Source organism: Roseateles sp. GW823-FHT07B05 (genome assembly GCF_058794515.1).
The window spans coordinates 151,333-174,491 of the sequence record NZ_JBXAGX010000009.1 but is presented as its reverse complement, the minus strand read 5'-3'; the positions used below and the strand labels follow the sequence as shown (position 1 = coordinate 174,491).

Annotated in this window: 19 protein-coding genes and 1 tRNA gene; 8 read left to right on the top strand and 12 right to left on the bottom strand. The window is 69.6% G+C overall.

Features of this window, described 5'->3' with window-relative positions; genetic code table 11:
* Positions 1-60: 60 nt before the first annotated feature.
* The 6 genes from AC1Q7O_RS19475 to AC1Q7O_RS19450 all read right to left on the bottom strand — a co-directional run bounded on the left by AC1Q7O_RS19475 (position 61) and on the right by AC1Q7O_RS19450 (position 8,251).
* On the bottom strand, positions 61-2,646 hold the full coding sequence (locus tag AC1Q7O_RS19475; protein WP_492657439.1) for a TonB-dependent receptor: 2,586 nt from the start codon (positions 2,644-2,646) through the stop codon (positions 61-63).
* Positions 2,647-2,908: 262 nt separating this feature from the next.
* Positions 2,909-4,144 (bottom strand): fumarylacetoacetase, encoded by a 1,236-nt coding sequence (gene fahA, locus AC1Q7O_RS19470; RefSeq protein WP_492657440.1) that lies wholly within the window; start codon positions 4,142-4,144, stop codon positions 2,909-2,911.
* Positions 4,137-5,423: a homogentisate 1,2-dioxygenase gene (gene hmgA, locus AC1Q7O_RS19465; RefSeq protein WP_492657441.1), complete on the bottom strand. Its 1,287-nt coding sequence runs from the start codon at positions 5,421-5,423 to the stop codon at positions 4,137-4,139. Before hmgA ends, fahA begins: the two co-directional genes overlap by 8 nt.
* A 29-nt stretch (positions 5,424-5,452) precedes the next feature.
* Entirely contained in the window at positions 5,453-5,698 is a 246-nt protein-coding gene (locus AC1Q7O_RS19460; RefSeq protein ID WP_492657442.1) for a DUF2783 domain-containing protein, read from the bottom strand.
* Positions 5,691-7,274: an FAD-dependent oxidoreductase gene (locus AC1Q7O_RS19455; RefSeq protein ID WP_492657443.1), complete on the bottom strand. Its 1,584-nt coding sequence runs from the start codon at positions 7,272-7,274 to the stop codon at positions 5,691-5,693. Before AC1Q7O_RS19455 ends, AC1Q7O_RS19460 begins: the two co-directional genes overlap by 8 nt.
* Before the next feature lie 5 nt (positions 7,275-7,279).
* Positions 7,280-8,251, bottom strand: a complete 972-nt coding sequence (locus AC1Q7O_RS19450; RefSeq protein WP_492657444.1) for an MBL fold metallo-hydrolase — start codon at positions 8,249-8,251, stop codon at positions 7,280-7,282.
* A 69-nt stretch (positions 8,252-8,320) separates the two neighbouring features.
* Between AC1Q7O_RS19450 and AC1Q7O_RS19445 the strand changes: the two genes are divergently transcribed.
* Together AC1Q7O_RS19445 and AC1Q7O_RS19440 are read left to right on the top strand one after the other, a co-directional pair.
* A complete protein-coding gene (locus AC1Q7O_RS19445) occupies positions 8,321-9,037 on the top strand; it encodes an IclR family transcriptional regulator (RefSeq protein WP_492657445.1) in 717 nt (238 codons plus the stop codon).
* A 483-nt stretch (positions 9,038-9,520) separates the two neighbouring features.
* Positions 9,521-12,235: a TonB-dependent receptor gene (locus AC1Q7O_RS19440; RefSeq protein WP_492657446.1), complete on the top strand. Its 2,715-nt coding sequence runs from the start codon at positions 9,521-9,523 to the stop codon at positions 12,233-12,235.
* A gap of 149 nt (positions 12,236-12,384) precedes the next feature.
* Here AC1Q7O_RS19440 and AC1Q7O_RS19435 read toward each other — a convergent pair whose 3' ends face one another.
* The 5 genes from AC1Q7O_RS19435 to AC1Q7O_RS19415 form a co-directional block, all read right to left on the bottom strand.
* On the bottom strand, positions 12,385-13,071 hold the full coding sequence (locus tag AC1Q7O_RS19435) for an N-acyl amino acid synthase FeeM domain-containing protein (protein WP_492657447.1): 687 nt from the start codon (positions 13,069-13,071) through the stop codon (positions 12,385-12,387).
* Between the two features lie 227 nt (positions 13,072-13,298).
* Positions 13,299-14,033 carry a SapC family protein gene (locus AC1Q7O_RS19430; protein ID WP_492657448.1) on the bottom strand — a complete coding sequence of 245 codons (735 nt, stop codon included), beginning with the start codon at positions 14,031-14,033 and terminating at the stop codon, positions 13,299-13,301.
* Entirely contained in the window at positions 14,030-15,334 is a 1,305-nt protein-coding gene (locus AC1Q7O_RS19425) for a hemolysin family protein (RefSeq protein ID WP_492657449.1), read from the bottom strand. Before AC1Q7O_RS19425 ends, AC1Q7O_RS19430 begins: the two co-directional genes overlap by 4 nt.
* A 103-nt stretch (positions 15,335-15,437) precedes the next feature.
* A complete protein-coding gene (locus tag AC1Q7O_RS19420) occupies positions 15,438-16,634 on the bottom strand; it encodes a glycosyltransferase (protein ID WP_492657450.1) in 1,197 nt (398 codons plus the stop codon).
* A 70-nt stretch (positions 16,635-16,704) separates the two neighbouring features.
* Positions 16,705-17,667: a PEP-CTERM sorting domain-containing protein gene (locus tag AC1Q7O_RS19415; RefSeq protein WP_492657451.1), complete on the bottom strand. Its 963-nt coding sequence runs from the start codon at positions 17,665-17,667 to the stop codon at positions 16,705-16,707.
* Between the two features lie 171 nt (positions 17,668-17,838).
* On the opposite strand from AC1Q7O_RS19415, the gene AC1Q7O_RS19410 reads away from it, so the two are divergent.
* From AC1Q7O_RS19410 to AC1Q7O_RS19400, 3 genes are all read left to right on the top strand, one after another.
* Complete coding sequence (locus AC1Q7O_RS19410; RefSeq protein WP_492657452.1) at positions 17,839-18,663, top strand: symmetrical bis(5'-nucleosyl)-tetraphosphatase; 825 nt, start codon at positions 17,839-17,841, stop codon at positions 18,661-18,663.
* Between the two features lie 29 nt (positions 18,664-18,692).
* Positions 18,693-18,782 (top strand) — tRNA-Ser (locus AC1Q7O_RS19405).
* A 121-nt stretch (positions 18,783-18,903) separates the two neighbouring features.
* The gene (locus AC1Q7O_RS19400) at positions 18,904-19,866 is read left to right on the top strand and encodes a cation diffusion facilitator family transporter (RefSeq protein ID WP_492657453.1); all 963 of its coding nucleotides are present in this window, start codon (positions 18,904-18,906) and stop codon (positions 19,864-19,866) included.
* A gap of 21 nt (positions 19,867-19,887) precedes the next feature.
* On the opposite strand, the gene AC1Q7O_RS19395 is transcribed toward AC1Q7O_RS19400, so the two are convergent.
* On the bottom strand, positions 19,888-20,622 hold the full coding sequence (locus AC1Q7O_RS19395) for a cytochrome b/b6 domain-containing protein (RefSeq protein WP_492657454.1): 735 nt from the start codon (positions 20,620-20,622) through the stop codon (positions 19,888-19,890).
* 104 nt (positions 20,623-20,726) lie between these two features.
* On the opposite strand from AC1Q7O_RS19395, the gene AC1Q7O_RS19390 reads away from it, so the two are divergent.
* The 3 genes from AC1Q7O_RS19390 to AC1Q7O_RS19380 are packed head-to-tail and all read left to right on the top strand — an operon-like array spanning position 20,727 to position 23,149.
* Positions 20,727-21,095, top strand: coding sequence for a PepSY domain-containing protein (locus AC1Q7O_RS19390; RefSeq protein ID WP_492657455.1), 369 nt, complete (start codon positions 20,727-20,729; stop codon positions 21,093-21,095).
* Positions 21,092-21,754, top strand: a complete 663-nt coding sequence (locus AC1Q7O_RS19385; protein WP_492657456.1) for a response regulator — start codon at positions 21,092-21,094, stop codon at positions 21,752-21,754. The genes AC1Q7O_RS19390 and AC1Q7O_RS19385 overlap by 4 nt, the downstream gene beginning before the upstream one ends.
* Before the next feature lie 15 nt (positions 21,755-21,769).
* Complete coding sequence (locus AC1Q7O_RS19380; protein ID WP_492657457.1) at positions 21,770-23,149, top strand: sensor histidine kinase; 1,380 nt, start codon at positions 21,770-21,772, stop codon at positions 23,147-23,149.
* The last annotated feature ends 10 nt before the right edge of the window (positions 23,150-23,159 follow it).

Below are 23,159 nucleotides of genomic sequence, written 5' to 3'. Positions count from 1 at the left end.
TCCCCTCGGGGGACCGACTGGGATCGCCCGCGTTCAGCGCGGCGAAACCGGGCGAGGGGCTTAAAACTTCGCGCGCACGCCCACGCTGTAACGCGACCCGTTCTCGTACACCCCCACGGGGATGCCATCCACCGTGTTGGACTTGATGACCTCGTTGTTGAGGTTCACCGCGCTGGCGTAGAGCGTCACCTGCTTGGTCACATCCCAGCTGGCCGAGGCGTCCCACTGGCCGTAGGCGGCGTTGACGACCTGGCCGCCCATCTCGACGTTGCCGTAGCTCTTGGAGCGGTAGTTGTACGAGACGCGCAGGCTGATGGGGCCGTGCTCGTAGTAGCCGCTGAAGTTGAACTGGTCACGCGAGTTGCCCAGCACCTTCAGGCGCGGCTGGCCGCTGACGGCGCCGGCCTTGGCGTCGGTGAAGGTGTAGTTCACGACGGTGCCGAAGCCCGTGTTGCCGAAGGGCTGCTGCCACTGCAGCTCGAAGCCCTTGATGTCGGCGCCGTTGTCGGCGTTGTAAGGCCGCTCGATGGTCAGCGTCTCGTTGCCCACCTGCTCGGACTTGGACGCCTTGTAGGTGAACGTGTCCAGCTTCTTGATGAAGAAGGTGCCGGAGACCAACGCCGCATCGGCGTAGTACCACTCGGCGCCGATCTCGGCCTGGTTGGCGTGCACGGGCTTGAGCAGCGGGTTGCCGGCATAGCCCTTGGTCAGCACGGTGCCGTCGCGGCGCATGCCCGGGCTGAGCAGGTCGAAGGTCTGGCGGGCCATGGCGCGCGACACCGAGCCACGCACGATGACCTGCTTGCTGAGGTCGTACGCGACGTTCAGGCTGGGCAGCGCGTCGGTGTAGTTGTTGCCGACGCTGGTGGGCGAGAAGCCGCCGCTCGCGTTGCCGAGGTAGCCGTCGGACGTCTGCTGCGTGCGCACGAAACGCAGGCCGAAGTCGCCGCGGAACTTGTCAACCGCGAAGTCCGCCTTGGCGTAGACGGCCGTGATGCGCTCCTTGATCTTGTAGGTCTCGTTCAGCACGTCCTTGTACGTCATGGCCTTGTCGTACATCGGGATGGCCTTAGCAGCGACGAGCCCGTCGTCAAACCACGCGTACTGAGTCAGCGCGTCGGCCGTGGCGGCCTGCTGGCTGAGCCGCGGCGACGGCCCGGTGGACAGGTCGGCCAGCGTGAACGACTGCCAGCCCGCGGACGTCGGCCCGGCCGTGCCCTGGGTGCGGAAGTTCTGCAGCGTGTTGTCGCGCAGCTTGAGGCCGATCTTCACGGCGGTGATGGGGCTGTTGTCGATGTCCCAGGTCACGTCGCCCTGCGCGTAGTTCTCCTTGGCCTCCATGCGGCGGATGCGGTCGTCACCGGCCTTGAGCGTCAGCGCCTTGGGGTCCAGCGGGCTGATGTCCAGGTACTTCACGCCGTACTTGTCCGGGCCCAGGCTGATGGTGGTGCGCGTGTCGCCCTCCATCCAGAAGTGGCGGTCGTGAGAGCTGCCGCCCGAGCTGTTGGTGGTGCCCACCTGGCCGTGCAGGCGCAGGTTGCCGGCCTGGTAGCTGCCATCCAGGTCCGCCACGCGGCTCTTGATGTAGCTCTGGCGGTAGATGGGCTCGAAGGAGACACCGGTCTTGGGGCCCACGGTGCCGCCGACGAGCGCCTTGCTGCCGTCGGAGGTGGAGATGAACTTCGGGTCGGTGACGCTGATGACGCCGCCCACCGCCAGGCCGCCGGCCTGCCAGAGGTAGTTCTGGTTGTTGTTGTTCATCTTCATGTCCGAATCCATCAGATTCAGGACGATGTCGGTGGCCGCGTTGGGCTGGAACTGCAGCGCCAGGTTGGTGGTGGTGCGCTCGCGCTCCTGGCGGAAGATGGCCGAGCCGCCGCCCCAGGAGGCGTAGGCGTTGGTCACCGCGCCGTTCTGGTCCTTGATGTCGTACTTGCCGTCGGAGAACTGCTCCAGGCCGTCGCGGCGCATGTGGCGCTTCTGGCTGCTCACGGCCAGCAGCACGCCGAAGGTCTTGTCGTCGCTCTTCCAGTTCAGCAGACCCGAGACCTGCGGGTCGGTCTTGCCGGGCAGCTTGCTGTACATCGCCTCGGCCGAGGCCTGCAGCGTGAGCTGGTCCTTGAAGGCCAGCGGCTTGCGGGTCTTCACGATGACGAGGCCACCGATGGAGCCTTCATCCAGGTCGGCCGACGGGCTCTTGAACACGTCCAGGCTGCCGACGATCTCGGACGGCAGCACGTCGTAGTTGAAGCTGCGGGTCTGCGGCTCGTTCAGCCACCACTCGGACGACGCCACGGCCTGGCCGTTGAGCTGCGTCATGTTGAGGTTCTTGTCCGTGCCACGCACGAAGATGGCCTTGCCCTCGCCCCAGATGCGGTCCACCGAGATGCCGGGCACGCGCTGCAGCGAGTCGGCCACGTTCTTGTCGGGGAACTTGCCCACGTCCTCGGCGCTGATGGAGTCGACGACACCCACCGCCTCGCGCTTCTCGGCGAGGTTCTTCTTCAGCGTCGCCCGCACGCCGCGGATCTCGACGGTCTCGAGCTGCTGGTTGGCTTCCTGGGCGGCGGCGCCGAGGGAGATGCCCCCCAGCGACAGCGCGATGAGTTGGGGCAACAGGTTCTGCTTGAAGTGAGGCTTGGCCACGTAGGTGCTCCTGGGCAACGTTTTTGTCGGACAACAAGCGGCCTGACCCGTCGGCAGGAGCCATCGGGCTGGGCGCGTCTCTGGATTGGCCGGGCTGCGTTGTCTCTCGGGTCGTCAGGCCCTGGCCAGTGCCGGCAATCTAGCGGCGGCGCCCGTGGCCGGCGCGCCGCGTTGCGCTTTGATGGACTTCATTGCGTCGACGTTACGTTGGGCGCGTCCAGCGCAAGGACGCCCTACGGGTAAGCACGGAGTTTCGGTGCTGTCAGCCGATCACCGTGCCGTCACAGGCCCCGAAGCCGATGCGCCGGAAGCCAGGCTTCTGCGCAAACGCCCGCAGCCCCAGCGTGTCGCCGTCGAGCACGAAGGTGCGCGTCTCGCCGTTGGGCAGCGTGATGGGCTGCTTGCCGCCCAGCGTCAGCTCGAGCAGCGAGCCGGCTTCCTCCGGTGCGGGGCCGCTGATGGTGCCGGTGCCCAGCAGGTCGCCGGGCTGCAGGTTGCAGCCGTTGCTGGCGTGGTGGGTCAGCATCTGCGCGAGCGACCAGTAGGCATGGCGCAGGTTGGAGCGCGAGAGGCGCGTGGGCTCAGCCATCGCCGGCGTCTTGAACCAGACTTCCATCTCGATGTCGAACGCGGCGCTCGCACGGTGCGCGGGCGAGTCGAGGTAGGGCAGCGGCTGCGGGTCTTCGGCCGGCCGCGTGAACGGGATGCGGAACGGCGCCAGGGCTTCCATCGTGACGATCCACGGCGAGATCGTCGTGCCGAAGTTCTTGGCCAGGAACGGGCCTAGCGGCTGGTACTCCCAGGGCTGGATGTCGCGGGCCGACCAATCGTTCAGCAGCGTCAGGCCAAAAGCGTGTTCGTCGGCCTCGTCGATGGAGAACGGCTCGCCCAGCGCGTTGCCGGGGCCGACGAACAGGCCCAGCTCCAGCTCGCAGTCCACGCGGGCGCTGGGCTTGAACACGGGCGCGTCGGCATCCGGCGGCTTGACCTGGCCCTTGGGGCGGCGCAGCGGCGTGCCGCTGACGACGATGGAGGAGGAGCGACCGTGGTAGCCGATGGGCACCCACTGGTAGTTAGGCAGCAGTGGGTTGTCCGGGCGGAACAGGCGGCCGACGGCGCGGGCGTGGTGGATGCCGGTGTAGAAGTCGGTGTAGTCGCCGATGCGGCAGGGCAGCGCGAATTCGGCCTGGGCCTGCGGCAGCAGCTCGACTTCGGGCGCACCGGCCTTCAGCGTGTCGAAGAGGCGATGGCGCAGCGCACGGCGCTCGGCGCTGGAGCGGGCCATCACGGCATTGAGGTCGGCAATGCCCCAGGCGCTCAGGTCCAGGATCTGGTCACCGATGCCGACCCCGACACGGAAGGGCTCCAGCGTGCCGGCACGGCGGAACGAGCAGAACGGCAGGTTCTGCAGCGGGAAGTCGGTGGCGGGGTCGTTGGCGGACGCGACCCAGGAGAGGGCCGCGGCGTCGTGCGTATGGTCGAGTTGGGGATCAAGCATGGAAGTTGTCTTTCAGGTCGCGCCAGCAGTCGGCGTAGGTCGTCTCGAGCGGCGCGTCGTTCATCGCCCAGGCCGTGGGCTTGAGCGGCCAGCGGGTCTCGAACATGAAGGCCAGCGTGGCGTCCAGCTTGTGGGGCTTGAGCTCGGCGCCGCTGGCCTTGTCGAAGGCCTCGGCGTCGGGGCCGTGCGGCACGTAGCTGTTGTGCAGGCTGGCGCCGCCGGGCTTGAAGCCTTCGGGCTTGGCGTCGTACTGGCCCAGCACCAGGCCCATGAACTCGCTCATCACGTTGCGGTGGTACCAGGGCGGGCGGAAAGTGTCCTCGGCCACCATCCAGCGCGGCGGGAAGATGACGAAGTCGACGTTGGCCCAGCCGGGCGTGTCGCTAGGGCTGGTGAGTACCGTGAAGATGCTGGGGTCCGGGTGGTCGAAGCTGACGGTGTTGATCGTCATGAAGCGCGACAGGTCGTAGCGGTACGGCGCTAGGTTGCCGTGCCAGGCGACGACGTTGAATGGGCTGTGCGGCTGCGTGGCTCGCCACAGCTGGCCGCCGTGGCGCTTGACGATCTCGTAGACGCCGGACTCGTCCTCATGCCAGGCGGTGGGCGCCTCGAAATCGCGTGCGTTGGCCAGGCCGTTGGAGCCGATGGGGCCCAGCTCCGGCAGGCGGAACGCAGCACCCAGGTTCTCGCAGACGTAACCGCGCGCCGGCACGTCCAGCGGGTCCACCTTGAACGCCATGCCGCGCGGCAGCAGCGCGATGAAGCCGGGTGCCACCTCCAGGCGGCCCAGCTCGCTGGTGATGAGCAGCCGGCCCTGCTGCGGCACGATGAGCATCTCGCCGTCCGCATTGACCAGCGCGCGGCGGCCCATGGGGCGCGTGGCGACGAAGGCCAGCGCCGTCATGCCGCCCACGCCGGGCTCGCCGTTGACGGCATAGCTGCGCAGGCCGTCGATGAAGTCGCCGTCGCTGACGTCCAGCGGCGTGGGACCCCAGCGCAGCGGGTCGGGCGGCGCGGCCTCGCCCTGCGCGGCGCCGCTCTTCCACGTCGCATGCGGCAGCGGCCGGTAGCCGCCCACCACCACCGACGGCTGGCGGCGGTACAGCCAGGTGCGCTGGTTCTCGGCGCGCGGCGCGGTGAAGGCGCTGCCGGACAGCAGCTCCGCGTACAGGCCGTGCGCCACGCGCTGCGGACTGTTGCGGCCCACGGGCAGCGCGCCGGGATGGGCCTCGCTCTGGTGCTGGTTGCCGAAGCCGGCGAGGTAGGTCAGGTCAGTCATGGTGCGATGAGGCCTCGTGGGCCGACGAGTCACTGGGGAGCGCGCGGTGGCACGCCGTCGCGGGAGCGCGGGAACGTGGGATCGGAATCGCGCGCGAGCGCCAGGGCCTGACGCAGCACCTCGCGGTCGCCGATGTGGTTGCACAGGATGAGCGTCAGCCGCGCCAGCCAGTCGGCCGCGGCTTCATCGGACAGGTCGGCCTGCGCGGCGATGAACTCGGCGTAGAAAGCGTCCGCCTCCCCACAAAAATTTGGGGTCAGAGTCAATTTAGACATTGGGCCTCCCGAGGGCGCGGGTCAACGCCTGCTGCACGGCGGCGGCGTCGAAACGGTGCCAGCGCGCGGCGACGATGGCGTCGGGCCGCACCAGGTAGACGCTGCCCGGCGCCGCGCCGTAGCGACGCGCCGCCAGGCCGTCGGCCGGCAGCGTGAGGACGCGCAACCCGGGCAGTTGCACCGCCCAGCCGAAGGCCAGCAGCGCGAAGCCGCCGGCCAGCGTTTCCAGCAGCCAGCCGCCGCCGTCCAGCGGCGCATCGGGCGCGGGCCAGCCGGGTGCTTGGCCGGCAGCCCAGCGGGCGTCGTCGAGCGTGGCCAGCGGCGATTCCAGGTGCTCGGTGGGCAGCGACAGCCGCCCGCTGTTGACGAGCGGCTTGGCGAAGTCGGCATGCGCAGCCAGGTCCAGCGCGGCCTTGCGCAAACGGCGGCTCAGCGCGGTCTTGGGGCTGATGAAGTCGGTGGCGCGAGTGGAGTGCCCGATGTTGTCGTCGGCCGCTTCCATGCGCTCGAACTCGTAGGCGTCGAGCAGGCCTTCGCCGCCCTCCCCCTTCACCACCGCCGCGAGCTTCCAGCCGAGGTTGTCGGCGTCCTGCACGCCGCTGTTGGCGCCGCGCGCGCCGAAGGGCGAGACCTGGTGCGCCGCGTCGCCGGCCAACAGCACACGGCCCACGCGAAAGCGCTCGGCGCGCCGGCACGCGAACTGGTAGATGGACGACCATGCCAGCTCGAACGGCGCGCCGTCCAGCATGGCGGCGACGCGGCGCTGGATGCGCTCGGGCTGGCGCTCGGCTTCCACGTCGGCATCGCGGCCCAGCTGGAAGTCGATGCGCCACAGGCCGTCTGCCTGCGCATGCAGCAGCACGGACTGCCCGGGGTGGAACGGCGGGTCGAACCAGAACCAGCGCTCGGGCCGGGCCGGGTCCAGCCCGCGGGGCCGCGCGCCGGGCGCTAGGCGCACGTCGGCGATCAGGAAGCGGTCCTCGAACACCTGGCCCGTGAAGCCCAGGCCCAGCAGCGTGCGCGTGGGGCTGCGCGCGCCGTCGCAGGCCACCACCCAGTCGGCGCGCATGTCGAACAGGCCATCGGGCGTGCGCACGGTGAGCGTCACGCCGTCCTCGTCCTGCTCCAGGCCGATCAGCTCGTGCCGGCCACGCAGTTCGATGCGCTGCTCCAGCTGCACGGCGCGCACGAGGCGGGCCTCGACCTGGTCCTGCTGCAGGTTGACCATCGCAGGCATCTTGTGGCCCTCTTCCGGCAACAGGTCGAAGTGATAGGCCTCGCGCTCGCCGTGGAACACGCGGCCGCGCTGCCAGCGCACGCCCTCGCGCGCCACGGCCTCGCCCACGCCGAGGCGGTCGAACACCTCCAGCGTCTTCTTGGCCCAGCAGACGGCGCGCGAGCCGCTGCCGATGTGGTCGCTGTCGTCGATGACGACGACGGGCACGTCGCGCCTGGCCAGGTCCAGCGCCAGCGTCAGCCCCACCGGGCCGGCGCCGACGATGACGACCGGCCGGCGCTGCGGCTGGCCGGCGCGCTGCTCCAGGCTCTGGTGGTATGGGTAGCGGGGCAGGTCCATCGCGGTCAGGCGCCTTCTAGGGCCTTCCACATCTGCACATCGCGCTCGGCCGTCCAGATGCGCGGGTGCGCCGTGCCGCCGGCCTCGTCATAGGCGCGGGTCACGTCGAACGGCATGCAGTGGTCGAAGATGACCCAGTGCCCGTAGGTCGGCCGCAGCGCCGCCATCGTGCGCTGGTAGACGGCCTTCAACTCCTCCCCCGCCTGCACGCCAGCCTGCACGGCCGCGTACAACTCGCTGACGAAGGCGCGCGTGCCGGCCAGCCCGGCGGCCACCTGCTCCGCGCCCTTCAGCGCCGGGCCGCGGCCAGGCACCAGCGCGGCGGCATCCAGCGCGGCGATGGCATCCAGCGTGGCCGGCCAGTCAGCAAAGTGGGCGTCGCCGCAGTACGGCGTGGCGTCGAACTCGACGAGGTCGCCGCTGAACAGCACCCGCTCGCCCGGCAGCCAGGCCACCGTGTCGCCTGCCGTGTGGCCGCGCCCCGGGGAGAACATCTCGACCTTCACGCCGCCCAGGTCCAGCGTCAGCCGGCCGCTGAACGTCAGCGTCGGCCAGGTCAGCCCCGCCGGCACCGATTCGACGTTGCGGAACAGCCGCGGGAAGCGACCGATCTCGCTGGCCTTGTCCTGCTCGCCGCGCTCCTGGATCAGCGCCAGCGTCGCGTCGCTGGCGATCACCTGCTCCAGGCCCTCGGCCCTGAACGCCGACGCGCCCAGCACCCGCACCGCGTGGTAGTGGCTGAGGAGCACGTACTTGATGGGCACCGCGCTGACCTCGCGGATGCGGCGGATCACGTCCGCCGCCATGACCGGCGTGGCCTGGGTGTCGATGACCATGGCCGCATCGCGGCCGATGACGATGCCCGTGTTGGGGTCGCCCTCGGCCGTGTAGGCCCAGGCGTGTTCCGAGAGGCGCTCGAAGGTGACCTGTTTTTCTTCCAGGTCGGCCTGCGAGGCAAAGGCTTTGGTCGTGCTCATGGCATCTCCGGCTGGCAGGCCTGAAATTTATCCTATTCCAAATTAATTCAGCAATATAGAATTTTTGACATGAAAGAACCGCGCGGCATCCAGAGCATCGAAGTGGGCGGGCAGCTGCTGCTGGCGCTGGCGCACCACGGCCGGCCGATGGCGCTGAAGGACCTGGCCCGCGAGGCCGGCATGACGCCCGCGAAGGCCCACCCCTACCTGGTGAGCTTCATCAAGCTGGGCCTCGTGGAGCAGGACGGCGGCAGCGGCCCGTACGGCCTCGGCCCGCTGGCGCTGCAGCTGGGCCTCATCAGCCTGCAGCAGTACGACCCCGTGCGGCTGGCCACGCCGGTCATCGAGGCACTGGCGCTGCAGCTGGGCCACACGGTGGCGATTGCGGTGTGGGGCACGCGCGGGCCCACCATCGTGCGCGTGGCCGAGGGGCCCACGCCGGTGCACATCAGCATGCGGCACGGCACGGTGATGAGCGTGAGCGGCACGGCGTCCGGCCGGCTGTTCGCGACCTGGCGTCGCAAGGAAGCCGCCACGCTGGGCGAGCCGTTGCCGGACGACGCCGCCACCGCCGCGGTGCGCGAGGCGGGCCTGGCCACGTCGCGGGACGGCGTGGTGCCCGGCGTCAGCGCGGCCGCGGCGCCGGTGTTCGACGCCGCCGGCCGGCTGGTGCTGGCACTGACCGCCATCGGCCCCAGCGCCAGCTTCGACACCTCACCGGACGGCGCGCTGACGTCGGCACTGCGCGACGCGGCCGGCCAGCTGTCGCGTCGCCTCGGCCACTGACGGCGGCCTGCCCGGGCCGCAAGGCCGCCGACAGGATTCTTTTGGCAATCTCGCGCAAACTATTTTTGCAATTCTGTCGCCGCCGGTGCGCGCCAATTCATCACCGCACCAGAGCCATTTATCAAGCTAGCGCCCATATATTGCAAACATCCGACCCGAAAAACAATAAATAAGCGGACAAATTCTTACAAACATTGCTGCACAGTGAAGCAATGTGAAAATACTTGTCCAGTTGGCAAAACACATCGCTGCCGCACCGCAACATTGCGCAGCGCCTGCCAGAAAATCGTTTTGAATCAATGAATTAGCAAGCCTCCCCGGAGGCTTGCGGGCGGATGGCGACCGTCCTGGGACATTCCCTAGTCCCCATGGGTTTTTACTGCCCAGGAGAATTTGGAGGCCAGCCAGCATCCCGACCGGGCTTGCTCTTTTGGCTGAACCTTTTGGCGAACCACCCGCTTGCCAATCCCTCCTGGAGCAGAAATGCATAAGCAAACCCGCATTGCCGTCGCGGTCCTGATGACCGTCGGCGGTTTCAGCGCCTGGGCGCAAACCCCGTCGGATGCCCCGACCACCCAGATGGAGCGCGTGACGATCACCGGCTCCGCCATCAAGCGCCTGGACGCCGAGACCGCCGTGCCGGTCACCGTGTTCCGCATGAAAGACATCCAGCAGCAAGGGCTGACGACGGTCGAGCAGATCCTCGGCACGCTGACGGCCAGCCAGGCCTCGCTGGGCACCAGCCAGGCGGTGGGCGCGTCCACCGGTGGCGCCTCGTTCGCCGATCTGCGCGGCGTCGGCGCCAACAAGACGCTGGTGCTGCTGAACGGCCGCCGCATCGCCAACAACGCGTTCGACGGCTCGGCGCCCGACCTGAACATGATCCCGATGGCGGCCATCGACCGCATCGAGGTGCTGCGCGACGGCGCGTCGGCGCTGTACGGCACCGACGCCATCGGCGGCGTCATCAACTTCATCACCCGCAAGGAATACCAGGGCGGCACGGTCAGCGTGGGCGCCGAGGTGCCGCAGCACGCCGGCGGCAAGTCGCAGAGCGCCAACGCGGGCTTCGGCTTCGGCGACCTGGAGACCCAGGGCTTCAACGTGCTGGGCTTCGTGGACTTCCAGAAGCAGGGCAGCATCAGCGGCAGCCAGCGCCCGTTCAACACGCGCTATGACGGCGGCATCTCCGGTTCGCCGTCGCCGGGCAACTACTACCAGGACCCGGACGTCTGGTACAACCCCGCCGCCCCGGACTGCAAGAACGGCACGTTCATCATCCCGGCCGGCGACGGCACGTCGTGCTACATGACGACGTCCAACTTCGTGGACTACATCCCGAAGACCGAGCGCGTCTCCGGCATGATCAAGGGCGACCTGAAGCTGGGCGCCGACCATGTGCTGGGCGCCGAATACTTCATCACGCGCAGCAACGTGAAGACGGCCATCGCGCCGGTGCCCTTCGGCTATCTGCCGATGAACCGGCTGCGCCCGGACGGCACGCCCAACCCCTACTTCCCGACCAACGCCGCGCTGGACCCGGCCTTCAACGGCCTGAAGGCGGACCACTCTGACGGCCTGGTCGGCGAGACCATGACCGACGGCGGCGCGACCATCCAGCCCGGCTACGTCATCGCCCGCTGGCGCGACATGCCCAACGGCCAGCGCACAGACAGCAACACCAACACGCAGCAGCGCCTGGTGCTGTCGCTGGAAGGCAGCGTTGCCGGCTGGGACTACGCCGTGGGCGTCAGCCGCAACCAGAACAAGGTCGACGAGAAGCTGACCGGCGGCTACGCCAACGGCCCGATGATCTACGAGGGCGTGCTGACCGGCGTCATCAACCCGTTCGGTGCGCAGAGCGCCGCCGGCCAGGCGCTGCTGGACCAGGCCGGCGCCACCGGTCTCATCATGTTCGCCAAGGGCACGACGACCAACGTCGATGCCCGCGCCAGCCGCGAACTGGGCGACTGGTTCAACACCGGCCGCCGCGCGGCCATCGCGCTGGGCACCGAGTTCCGCAAGGAAAAGTTCGTCCAGCAGGCCAACCCCGACTACGCGACCATCGTCGTCGACTCGACCGGCATCGACCCCGCCACCTACAGCGCCGGCTCGCGCAAGGTCACGGCCGCGTACACCGAGCTGAACGTGCCGCTGACGAAGACGCTGGACGTCACCGCCGCCGTCCGCTACGACAAGTACAACGACTTCGGCAACACCACCAATCCGAAGTTCAGCTTCCGCTTCCAGCCCCTCAAGGAAGTGCTGGTGCGCGGCTCCTACTCGACGGGCTTCCGCGCGCCGTCGCTGTACGAGCTGAACGCCGCACAGACCTACACGAACTCCGGCACCGTCAACGACCCGCTGCTGTGCCCCACGGGCACGGGCAGCCCGGCCGTCTGCAAGGCGCAGTTCATGGTGCTCAACGGCGGCAACCTGGAGCTGCAGCCCGAAGAGAGCAAGAACGCCACGCTGGGCCTGATGGTGCAGCCCATGCCCAACCTCAGCGTCGGCCTGGACTTCTGGTGGGTGCGGCTGAAGAACCAGATCGGCGTCATCGGCGACGACTCGCTGTTCTCTCCCGACAACTACGCGCTGTTCAGCAACTACTTCCACCGCAACGGCAGCAACCAGTTGTCCACCAACGGCAACCAGTGCCCGGGCTCGAACTGCGGCTATGTGGACGTGCGCCAGCAGAACCTCGGCGGCGCCAACACCAACGGCATCGACATCACCGCCAACTACCGCCTGAACACCGGTGTGGGCACGTTCACGGTCGGCCTGAACAGCACCTACGTCGCCAAGTTCGAATACCAGGACTTCCGCAACGGCCCCTGGAACCAGAACGTCAACGTCTACTCGGGCACGGGCCCGGTGTTCCGCTGGCAGCACACGCTGACGGGCAACTGGAGCAAGGACGATTTCGCGGCCGGCGCCACGCTGCACTACAAGTCGGGCTACTTCGACGTGCTGACGCCGGACTACGGCCCCAACAACGTCGCCAACTACGCGACGCTGGACGTGTTCGGTTCCTGGAAGCCGATGAAGGGCGCCACGCTGACGCTGGGCGTGCACAACCTGACCGACCGCGACCCGCCGCTGAGCTACCAGACGCAGGTCTTCCAGGCCGGCTACGACCCGCGCTACGCCAGCGCCATCGGCCGCTCGTACTACGTGCGCGCGTCGTACGACTTCTGATCAGCACCGGAACGCTGAAAGCACAAAGGGCCCCTCGGGGCCCTTTTTTTGTCTGCGGCTTTGCCGGCACCACCCGGGCGTTCCGGGCCGAGCACCGGGCCACTCCCAGGCCTGCCGGCGTTCAGCCGGAGCAGGACTGGGCGCGGGGCTCAAGGCAATTTGGCCAGCATCGCGGCCTCGGTGGCCTCGTCCCAGGCCAGCGGGTACAGGCAGCGCGCCTGCGCCACCAGCTCGGGGCGGCCGCCCCACAGCGCGATCTGCTCGCGCACGGCGGGGAAGTCGATGCTCATCAGCACCGCCGGCGCGTCCACGCGGGGGTTGTGGCGCGCGGCCGTGTACGGCAGCAGGCCCAACCAGCGGCGGTAGAACGCCACGTGCCGCGGGTTGACCTCGATGATGAGCCGGTCGCACCGCGCGCGGCGGTGCGCATGCAGATAGCCCAGGTGGAAGACCTGCGCCAGCACGCGCTTCGGTTCGTGGGAATGCTTGTCCACCGCCAAGCTGCCGAATTCGCACAGCTTGATGCCGGCGGCGCGCCACTCGGCCAGCTCTTCCGCGAACAGCAGGTCGGCCTTGAGGCCGCCCACGCCATCGAAGCGCACGGTCAGCGTGCCGACGATCTTCTCGCCGTCCCGCGCCGTGCAGACCACGTCGCCATCCTCGTTGCGGCTGCTGAAACGCTCACGCGTCACGGCCAGCCCGCGGTCGCCGTAGCGGCGCTCCACGAGGCCCAGCGCGTCACCTTCGAGCGCACCGAAATCGCTGTTCAACTCCAGCGGCGGCCCTCCGAAGGGATTCAGCGGCGCGCGCCGGCTTTCTTTGAAGACTGGAATCATCTGACTGCATCCTCTGGCGCACCCCATGCGCGCCGAGCGGGCGGAGTCTAGGGAGTGAAATGTGACTTTTCCCGTGTCGACACAGTTGGATACACGAGATTCCTTGGCGTGATCGGGTTTGTACGCCACTGGAAAAGGGGGCATCCACCACCAAAGTGCCGCATGTGGCGCGTAAGGACAAAAAAAGGCCACGCAGTGCGTGGCCTCGGTCAGCGCGCCGTCGGCGCTCAGGCGGCGTAACGGGCCGCCAGGCGGTTCATGTTGGTCATGGACAGGCGGTGCATCTCGATCAGGCCGATCAGGCCGTTGCGATGCAGCTGCAGCACCTTGTCGTCGGCCAGCTCGCCGTACTTCTTCTCGTCCAGCGCCAGGAAGCCTTCGACGTCGATCTTCTCGCCGCTGGGCAGCGTGGCTTCGAAGCGCATGTCCTGCAGCAGGTCCATCTCGACCAGCAGGTTGCAGATCAGACGGGTGCGCTCGGCTTCCTGCTCGAAGTTCTCCAGGAAGCTGCGGGCGTTCAGCAGGAACTCGGTCGGCTCGCCGTTGTTGAACAGCGCCTCGCCGGTGGTCTCGTTGAAACCGGCCCACTTGCTGTCGTAGCAGACGGCCAGGTTGTTGGCGTTGCCGTCCAGGCGGGCCATCGCGAACGGGTAGCGGCGCACATAGGCCGGCACGTAGTTGGCGGTCCACTTGTCGCCTTCAACGAACAGGTTGGAGCCGGCCTTCAGGCCCAGCACGGCCAGCGGCGCGACGGGCGGCTTGCCGTCGGCACCGGGTTCACCGGCGCGCACGAAGACGATGGGGAATTCCTTGCAGGCATCGCCGAACTCGACGGCCGCCAGGAACACCGAGTTCTGATCGGCCACCTGGCCGACGACGGCCTTGGCCGTGTCCAGCTTCAGGTTCTTGTGGGCTTCGCGGTCCAGCGGCGCCAGTTCGCCGTACATCGGGGGGTTGCTCATGTTCTTTCTCCAGTTTCCTCGGCCAGACGACTGACCAGCACTTTGTCCACACGTTTGCCGTCGAGGTCCACGACCTCGAATCTCCACGCGTCCCACTCCACGACATCGGTCGTGCGCGGCAAACGCCCCAGCAGCAGCATGATCATGCCGGCCAGGGTGTTGTAGCGCCCACGGTCCTCTTCGGGCAGTTCCTTCAGGCCCAGGCGGTCCTTCAGCTCGGGGACCGGGATCAGGCCGTCGATCAGCCAGCTCCCGTCCTCGCGCTGGATCGCCCAGGCATCACCATCGCTCGGGGCATTGAACTCCCCGGCAATGGCTTCCAGCACGTCGCGCACGGCAATGACGCCCTGGACCTCGCCGTACTCATCGACGACGAAGACCAGCGGCGCGTCCGAGACGCGGAAATGTTCCAGCAGTTCCATGCCCGACAGCGTCTCGGGCACGAACAGCGGCGGTTCCAGGCCCACCGTCAGGTCCAGCGGCAGCCCCTCCAGCATGCCGGCCAGCAGCGCCGGCGCGTTGGCCACGCCCAGCACCTCGCTGAGGCCGCCGCGGCAGACCGGGTAGCGGCTGAAGCCGTGCTCGCGCAGCACGGCCAGCACCTCGGCCGGCGTCGCGTCGACGTCCAGCCAGGCGATCTCGGCGCGCGGGATCATCATGGAGCCGACCTGCCGCTCGTCCAGGCGGAACACGTTGCGCACCATCTGGTGCTCGTGCTCCTCGATGACGCCGGCGTCCAGGCCCTCCTCAAGGCTGGCGGCGATCTCCTCTTCCGTCACGCCGCGCTGGCCCTTGTTGCGCAGGCCCAGCAGGCCCAGCGTGAACTCGGTGGCGAAGCTCAGCAGCTTGACGAGCGGGCGCGTGGCCGTCGAGATGACATTCATTGGCGGCGCCACCAGGCGGGCCACCGTCTCGGGGTAGATCTGGCCGATGCGCTTGGGCACCAGTTCGCCGAACACGATGGTCAGCAGCGTGATGATGACCACCACCAGCGCCGTCGCGGCGATCTGCGTGGCCTCCGGGTTCAGCCGGAAGGTCTCGGCCAGCCAGTGCGACAGCGGGCCGGAGAAGGCCGCGTCGCCGACGATGCCGTTCAGCACGCCGATGCCGGTGATGCCGATCTGTACCGTCGACAGAAACTTGGTGGGGTTCTCGTGCAGGTCCATGGCGGCCTGCGCCCCGCCCTCGCCGCTCTCCACCATGACTTGCAGCCGGGCCTTGCGACTGGCGGTCAACGCCATTTCCGACATGGCGAACAGGCCGTTGAGAAGAATCAGGAAGAGAACGAGAGCGGTGTCCATCGAAAGCGCCTGCCGGTAGACCCGAGGCGGCGCGGGGTCAAAACGAAGCCCGGGAGACTAGCAGATGCCCATGACGGCGCCCATCGCACATTCCCGGGTCGCGTCACGCCGGCGCCAGCAGGGCCTCGCAGCGGTCCGCCACCGCGCGGATGGCGTCGGCCTGGTCGAAACCGGCATGGCGGGCTGCGAAAGCCTGCGCCGCAGCCTGCAGCGACGGGTCGGCCAGCGCCCGCTTGACCAGCCGCGGGAACTGCCCAGCCGCGGCCTCGGGGATGACCACCGCCGCGCCCAGCGCCTCGGCGCTGCGCGCGAACATCGCCTGCTCCAGTTGCTGCGGGAACAGCAGCAGCGGCTTGCCGGCCAGCAGCATCGCGCAGACGGTGCTGACGCCCGCATGCAGCACCGCGACGTCGCAGCCGCGGCGGGCCTGCTCGATGTCCAGCGGCTGGCGCGAGATCCACAGATGGTCGCTGGAGAACTTCTCGATGGTGCGCTTGGCCACGCCCGGGATGTGCACCAGCACGCTGGCGTCCAGCCCGGCCAGCATCGCCAGCAGCGCGTCCAGGGCGCCGTAGTCCGGCTTCAGGTAGGCGAACACCTTCAGCGCGCCCTTGGGCGGCCAGTGCACCTCTTCGCCGCGCCCCAGTGCGTAGATGGGGCCGACGAAATCGCCGCCCGTGCGGCCGGGGTAGTGGTCCAGCTCGGCGAACGTGGCGAACACGTCGGCGCCGCCGGACAGGATGTCCAGCACGCCCTCGACGGGCGGCGCGCCCAGCTCGTACAGCACCTGGTTGGCCACGCTCAGCACCTGCTGCTCGGAATCCAGCAGCCGCGCCGGTGGCGGCGGCTTCTGCCACCAGCGCAGCGGCGGCAGCGGGCGCGATGCCGGCGGCACCTGGAAGCCGTTGGCCAGGTTGATGCCCGGCAGCCCCAGGCCCCGGCTGGCCAGCACGGCCGTGGGCGCGTAGTCGAACAGCAGTGCATCCACCTGCAGCGCGGCCAGCATGTTGCGCCAGGCGCGGCAGATGCCCAGCAGCGCCGGCGGGTCCAGGAAACCCACGCCCATCAGCAGCTCGGGCAGGCTGAGCGGGTCCGGCAGGTTCATGACGCGGCCCATCCACAGCGGCGCCTGGTACCACTTGAAGCCATGCGGCCCCAGCAGGCGCTCGGCCTCCACCAGCTCGCGGATGATGAACACGACCTCGTGGCCGCGCTGCTGCAGCGCCCGGGCCACCGGGATCATGCGTCCCAGGTGGCCGTAGGCGCCGCCCAGTTCCCAGATGAATGCGTAGCGAGCCATGGCGCGCGAGTCTAGGGTCGAAAGAAAAGCGGCACCCGCAGGTGCCGCTCGCCAAGGGACGCGGGCGCCGTCAGCCGGCGGAACCGCCGCCGCGTCGGCGTCGGCTCACCAGCAGCCCGCCACCGGCCGCGGCCAGCAGGGCCAGGCTGCCCGGCTCGGGCAGGTCCACCGCCTCGGCGGTCAGCAGGAAGTCGGCGTTGACGAAAGGCTCGTTGCCATTGAACGGGTCGCCGGAGCGGGCGATGCCGTTGTAGCTCACGCAGGGCCCGTTGGACTGCTCGCCGCCTTCGGCATTGCGGGCATAGCCACCGTAGTTGCAGTTGCCGGAGCTCTCCGCGCCGTCGATGTACTGCCCGCTGACTGTCGAGACAATGTCGTAGTCGATGGTGATGGTCTCGCCTGCCGCCACCAGGCCCATGTCCACCGAGTAGGCACCGCCGGCACCCCACACCGAGTTGGAATCCGCGGCCGCGCAGCTGGCCCAGGCGCCCAGCGCGCCGATGTCGCTCTCGGAGCAGTTGACCGTGGCGCCGACCTGCGTGATCAGCGTGTCGCCCTGGCTGACGACGCTGCCGTTGCGGCGGATCTGCAGGCGCAGGTTGGCCGAGCCATTGCCCGTGCCCCACAGCGCCACTTCGCCGCCGTCCAGGTTGAAGCTGAAGTTCAGCGCGATGGCGCTGCCGGACGTGTTCGTGTAGGTGCCGCTGTAGAGCGCGCTGGTCTTCGCGTAGAAGTCCAGGCCTTGGCCGGAAGCACGGGCGCCGAAGTACGTCGGGCTGCTCGTGAAGCCATACGTGTGGAAGAAGACGCTGGAGGTGCCCGAGTCCTTGCTGAAGTAGAAGTCACCGCCACTGGGAGGCGCGGTGAAGCCGGTATCGGCGATGGCATCGGCCTCGGCCGCGCCGTCCAGCGCGTAGACGGCGGTCAGCGAGATGGAGGGATCGGCGGCGGCGGGCAGCGCCACGCCGGCGCAGGCCGCGGCGACCAGCAGGCTCAGCAGCCTGGCGCGCGGTGCGGGGTTGTCGTTGTACATGGGGTCTCCAAGATGAAACAGGTCCAGGCACCAGCCTGGGGTGGACCTCTTTCGCAATATTCAAGCCACGCTGAATTTCCATTTCAGAACAAGCACTTGGAGATCGCTTTCGGAACTTATTCGCACTTGTGTCAGAAATCCCGACATCCCTAGTCCATTTAGCATGACGGCATGAACTACCTCATCGGCGACGTGCAGGGCTGCTGCGACGCGCTGGACCGCCTGCTGTCCCGCATCGATTTCTCGCCATCGCGGGACCGGCTCTGGCTGCTGGGCGACCTCGTCAACCGCGGCCCGCAGTCGCTGGCCACGCTGCGCCGGCTGCAGGCGCTGGACGGCGCTGCCACCTGCCTGCTGGGCAACCACGACCTGCACCTGCTCGCCGTGGCGCACGGCGCGCGACAGGAACACCGCAGCGACACGCTGGCGCCCGTGCTGCAGGCCCCCGACCGCGACGCGCTGCTGGTCTGGCTGCGCCAGCAGCGGCTGGCTGTGTTCGAGGCCGGCTGGCTGATGGTGCACGCCGGCGTCGTGCCGCAGTGGAGCCGCGACGACACGCTGGCCGCCGCCGCCGAGGTGGAGGCCGTGCTGCGCGGCCCGGCCCTGCCCGACTTTCTGCACGCCATGTACGGCAACGAGCCGGCCCGCTGGGATGCCGGCCTGACAGGCAACGCGCGGCTGCGCGTCACCGTCAACGCGCTGACGCGGTTGCGCTTCTGCACCGCCGACGGCGACATGGACCTGAAGACCAAGGACGGCGCCGGCGCCGCACCCGCCGGCTACCTGCCCTGGTTCGACGTGCCCGGCCGGCGCACCGCCGACACCCCCATCGCGTTCGGCCACTGGTCCACGCTGGGCCTGCTGGACCGGCCGACGCTGCTGGGGCTGGACACCGGCTGCATCTGGGGCGGCCGGCTGACGGCTGCGCGCATCGACGGCACGTCGCGCGAGATCCTCCAGGTGGACTGCGAACAGGCGCAGAAGCCCGGCGGCTGAGCCGGCACCCGTAGAATGCGCAGCCTTCCGGAAGCGTGGGAGAGTGGTTTAATCCAACGGTCTTGAAAACCGTCGAAGGTGTGAGCCTTCCGTGAGTTCGAATCTCACCGCTTCCGCCAGTTGCCCGCGAGTGTCTCGGGACCGCGACTGACCGCCGGCTAAGCACCGAGTCCAACGGCCCCACGGGGCCGTTTTTCTTTGTCTTCGCCGCGGCAGTGTGGCGCCAACAACGATTCGCACGTGACCCCCTACCCGCCCGCCAGCGATGACTCCGAGGCCTCCGAGCACACGCAGGCCGAGCGTGCCGCGGCCGCCTCGCGCAGCACCTGGGTCAGCGTGATCGTCAACCTGGTGCTCACCACCGTGCAGATCGTGGCTGGCGTGCTGACCAAGTCGCAGGCACTGGTGGCGGACGGCGTGCATTCGCTGTCCGACCTCGTCGCCGACTTCGTCGTGCTGCTGGCCAACCACCACAGCCAGAAAGACGCCGACGCGGACCACCCCTACGGCCACCACCGCTACGAGACGGCCGCCTCGCTGGTGCTGGGCCTGCTACTGCTGGGCGTGGGCCTGGGCATGCTGTGGACGGCCGCCGTCAAGCTGGAGCAGCCCGACGCCATTCCCCAGGTGCACATGGCCGCGCTGTGGGTGGCACTGGGTGCGCTGACGGCCAAGGAGCTGCTGTTCCGCTACATGCTGGCCGTGGCCAAGCGGGTCAAGTCCGGCATGCTGGTGGCCAACGCCTGGCATGCGCGCTCCGACGCCGCGTCATCGCTGGTGGTCGGCCTGGGCATCATCGGCAACCTGGCCGGCTACCCCATCCTCGACCCCATCGCTGCCGCCATCGTCGGCTTCATGGTCACGAAGATGGGCTGGGAGTTCGGCTGGGATGCGCTGCACGACCTGATGGACCGCGCGGTGGACGACGAGGAAGTCGCCGCCATCCGCCAGACGCTGGCCGGCACGCCCGGCATCATGGGCGTGCACGACATCCGCACCCGCAAGATGGGCGACATGGTGGTGGTGGACGCGCACATCGAGGTGGACGCGACGCTGACCGTGGAGGCCGGCCACGACATCGCCGTGGAGGCCCGGCGCCGCGTGATGCAGCGCCACCGCGTGCTGAACCTGATGACGCACGTGGACCCCTGGCACCGCCCGGACCGCGACCACGACCGGCCGACGACCCAGCCGGCGCCCTGAGCCTCCTCAGCGTCAATCGGCTCAATCATCGTCATCGTGGTGGCCGCCGCGGTGCTCACCGTGCGGCGCCGACGCGCCACGCGCGGCGCCCTGCGCGGTGTGCCAGCCGATGAAACCCAGGCAGCCCGCCACCAGCAGCAGCGCCAGCCAGCCGCGGTTGGCGCGGACGAGGTCCGGGCCCGGGCCCGGCGTGCGGCCCGTCAGCATGGGCGCCGCGAGGTTGCGCCGCCGCAGCACCGACAGCCCCACGATCAGACCCAGGTGCGCGGCCACCAGCGCCAGTGCCGTGTTGGCGAAGAACTCGTGCACCTCCTCCATCGCGTCCTCCAGGCCCAGCCAGTCGACGTGGCCGGCGTAGCCGGACAGCACCAGCGGCCCGGCCAGCGCCAGCAGCAGCAACATCGCCGCACCCATGGCCAGCGTGGCGGCGCGGGGCAGGTCGGGCCGGCCGGCGCCGGCCTGGCGCAGCCAGTCGCCCAGGCCCGACACGCGCTGCCACAGCCGGGCCAGCCGCGCGTGGCGGGGCCCGACCAGGCCGTAGACCAGGCGGAACAGCAGCAGCCCACCAAAGGCATAGCCCAGCGTCACGTGCAGGCCATGCCAGCGCTCGGACTCTGCGGTGAGCCAGGCGCCGGCGAAGCTCAGCGCGAACAGCCAGTGGAAAGCCCGCGTGGGGGCGTCGATCATCAGCCGTGCCGGGCGCGCGGCTGGCGCATGACCGACGGCAGGGGCGTCGGGGGTGGTCGTCGAGGTCATCGGGTACTCCTTCTGTGGCACCGCCATCGTGGGCCGCCGCCCTTGAACCCCTGCTGAACCGCCCGTTCATCCGCCGTTCAGCTTCGGGCACCGACACTGCACCCATGAAACCGCCCCGCTGGCCCCGCGCCCTCCTGCCCTGCGTCGCCGCGCTGTGGCTCGCCGCGGCCGGCGCGGACGACCGGCGCGAACACGATCACGACCGGGCCCGCGCCGCGCTGAAGGCCGGCGAAGTGCTGCCGCTGCAGCAGGTGCTGGAGAAAGTGCAGCGCAGCCACCCGGGCGACGTGCTGGAGGTGGAACTGGAGCGTGAGGACGGCCGCTGGGTCTACGAGCTCAAGCTGCTGCAAGGCGGCGGCCGGCTGCTGCGCCTGGACGTGGACGCCCGCACCGCCCAGGTGCTCAGGACCCGGCAACGCCCGGCCCCTGACGACAAGGCCCCGATCGCCGCCACCCCGGAGCGCCGGCCATGAGGGTGCTGCTCGTCGAGGACGACGCGGTGCTGCGGTCGCAGCTCGGGCAGACGCTGACGCAGGCCGGCTATGCCATCGACGAGGCCGCAGACGGCGCCGCGGCGCTGCACCTGGGCATGACGGAGCCCTACGACGCTGTCGTGCTCGACCTCGGCCTGCCGCAGCTCGACGGCCTGACCGTGCTGCAGCGCTGGCGCGCCCAGGGCCGGGCCATGCCGGTGCTGATCCTGACCGCCCGCGACAGCTGGCACGACAAGGTGGCCGGCATCGACGCCGGCGCGGACGACTACCTGGCCAAGCCCTTCCACACCGAGGAGCTGCTCGCGCGGCTGCGCGCGCTGGTGCGCCGCTCGCACGGGCTGGCGTCGCCGCTGCTGCAGCAGGGCGACATCACGCTGGACACCCGCACCGGCACTGTCACGCAGCGAGGTGCCACCGTCGGCCTCACGGCGCACGAGTACCGGCTGCTGGCCTACCTGATGCACCGCGCGGGGCAGGTGGTGTCGCGCGGCGAGCTGGTCGAGCACCTGTACGCGCAGGACTTCGACCGCGACTCCAACACGGTGGAGGTGTTCGTGGGCCGGCTGCGGCGCAAGCTGGGCGCCGACCTCATCGAGACGGTCCGCGGCCTGGGCTACCGGCTCGTGCCCGCCGCCTGAGTGCCGGGAGCCGCGTTGGCGTTGACCCACCTGCGCTCGCTGCGGCACCGCCTGCTGGGGGTGACGCTGCTCACCGCGGGGCTGACGCTGGTGGCCGCGGGCCTGCTGCTGTCCGCCCTCTTCCGCGACCATGTGCGGCAGCAGTTCATCGAGCGCCTGACCGCGGACCTGGACCAGGTCATCGCCCGGCTGGAGGTGGATGCCCAGGGCCAGCCGGTGCTGGACGCCACCCGGCTGTCCGACCCGCGCTGGACACGCCCCCACTCCGGCCTGTACTGGCAGGTCGACGGTGCCGGCGCGCAAGGCCGGCCGGGGCTGCTGCGCTCCCGCTCGCTGTGGGACGAGGACCTCGACGCGACGCGCGACGCGCCCGCTGCGGGTGAGCTGCACGTGCACGAGGTGCTGAACCACCGCCGCGAACCGCTGCTGCTGATCGAGCGCGGGCTGCAGGCCGATGGCGCGGCCGTGCCGTGGCGCGTCATGGTGGCGGCCAGCACGGCGCCGCTGGAGCAGGCCGCCGCGCGGTTCAACCACGTGCTGCTGGGGTCGCTGCTGCTGCTGTTGCTGCAGCTGGTCGCGGGTGCGCTGCTGCAGGTCACGCTGGGGCTGGCGCCGCTGGGCCGGCTGCGCGACGCGCTGGCAGCGCTGCGCGACGGCCGCACGCAGCGCCTGGCAGGCCGCTACCCGGACGAAGTGCAGCCGCTGGTGGACGACCTCAACAACGTGCTGGACCGCCAGGCCGCCTCGCTGGAGCGCGCGCGCGCCCAGGCCGGCAACCTCGCGCATGCGTTGAAGACGCCGCTGGCCATCCTGGGCCAGGGCGCCACGCAGGCGCAGACCGACTCGGCGGCACTGCAGGCACTACCCGCGCTGGTACAGGACCAGGTGCAGCTGGCGCGCCGCCACGTCGACTGGCACCTCGCCCGCGCACGCGCGGCGGCGGCCCAGGGCGCGGGCGGCCTCAAAACGCCGCTGCAGCCGGTGGCCAACGGGCTGGTGCGCGTCATGCAGAAGGTGCACGCGGGCCGGGCGCTGGCCGTCAGGGCCGACATCGACCCGGGCCTGGCCTTCGCCGGCGAATCGCAGGACCTGCAGGAAATGCTGGGCAACCTGCTGGACAACGCCTGCAAGGCGGCGCACACGCAGGTGCTGGTGAGCGCCGTGCAGACCGGCCGGCAGCTGCGCGTGACGGTCGACGACGACGGCCCCGGCATCCCGCCCGCGCGCATGGCCCAGGCGCTGCGGCGCGGCCAGCGGCTGGACGAGAGCACGCCGGGCAGCGGCCTGGGGCTGGCCATCGTGCAGGAACTGGCGACGCTGTACGGCGGCTCGGTGGAGCTGGGCGTCAGCCCCATCGGCGGGCTGCTGGCGGTGCTGACGTTGCCGGCCGCCTGAGGCCGCCGTT

Bases quoted from the DNA above. Each gene is read 5' to 3' on its own strand.
- AC1Q7O_RS19435 (WP_492657447.1), bottom strand. From the start codon at position 13,071: ATGATTCCAGTCTTCAAAGAAAGCCGGCGCGCGCCGCTGAATCCCTTC.
- AC1Q7O_RS19410 (WP_492657452.1), top strand. From the start codon at position 17,839: ATGAACTACCTCATCGGCGACGTGCAGGGCTGCTGCGACGCGCTGGAC.
- AC1Q7O_RS19385 (WP_492657456.1), top strand. From the start codon at position 21,092: ATGAGGGTGCTGCTCGTCGAGGACGACGCGGTGCTGCGGTCGCAGCTC.
- AC1Q7O_RS19420 (WP_492657450.1), bottom strand. From the start codon at position 16,634: ATGGCTCGCTACGCATTCATCTGGGAACTGGGCGGCGCCTACGGCCAC.
- AC1Q7O_RS19445 (WP_492657445.1), top strand. From the start codon at position 8,321: ATGAAAGAACCGCGCGGCATCCAGAGCATCGAAGTGGGCGGGCAGCTG.
- AC1Q7O_RS19440 (WP_492657446.1), top strand. From the start codon at position 9,521: ATGCATAAGCAAACCCGCATTGCCGTCGCGGTCCTGATGACCGTCGGC.
- hmgA (WP_492657441.1), bottom strand. From the start codon at position 5,423: ATGACTGACCTGACCTACCTCGCCGGCTTCGGCAACCAGCACCAGAGC.
- AC1Q7O_RS19425 (WP_492657449.1), bottom strand. From the start codon at position 15,334: ATGGACACCGCTCTCGTTCTCTTCCTGATTCTTCTCAACGGCCTGTTC.
- AC1Q7O_RS19450 (WP_492657444.1), bottom strand. From the start codon at position 8,251: ATGAGCACGACCAAAGCCTTTGCCTCGCAGGCCGACCTGGAAGAAAAA.
- AC1Q7O_RS19455 (WP_492657443.1), bottom strand. From the start codon at position 7,274: ATGGACCTGCCCCGCTACCCATACCACCAGAGCCTGGAGCAGCGCGCC.
- AC1Q7O_RS19415 (WP_492657451.1), bottom strand. From the start codon at position 17,667: ATGTACAACGACAACCCCGCACCGCGCGCCAGGCTGCTGAGCCTGCTG.
- AC1Q7O_RS19390 (WP_492657455.1), top strand. From the start codon at position 20,727: ATGAAACCGCCCCGCTGGCCCCGCGCCCTCCTGCCCTGCGTCGCCGCG.
- AC1Q7O_RS19430 (WP_492657448.1), bottom strand. From the start codon at position 14,033: ATGAGCAACCCCCCGATGTACGGCGAACTGGCGCCGCTGGACCGCGAA.
- fahA (WP_492657440.1), bottom strand. From the start codon at position 4,144: ATGCTTGATCCCCAACTCGACCATACGCACGACGCCGCGGCCCTCTCC.
- AC1Q7O_RS19460 (WP_492657442.1), bottom strand. From the start codon at position 5,698: ATGTCTAAATTGACTCTGACCCCAAATTTTTGTGGGGAGGCGGACGCT.
- AC1Q7O_RS19395 (WP_492657454.1), bottom strand. From the start codon at position 20,622: ATGACCTCGACGACCACCCCCGACGCCCCTGCCGTCGGTCATGCGCCA.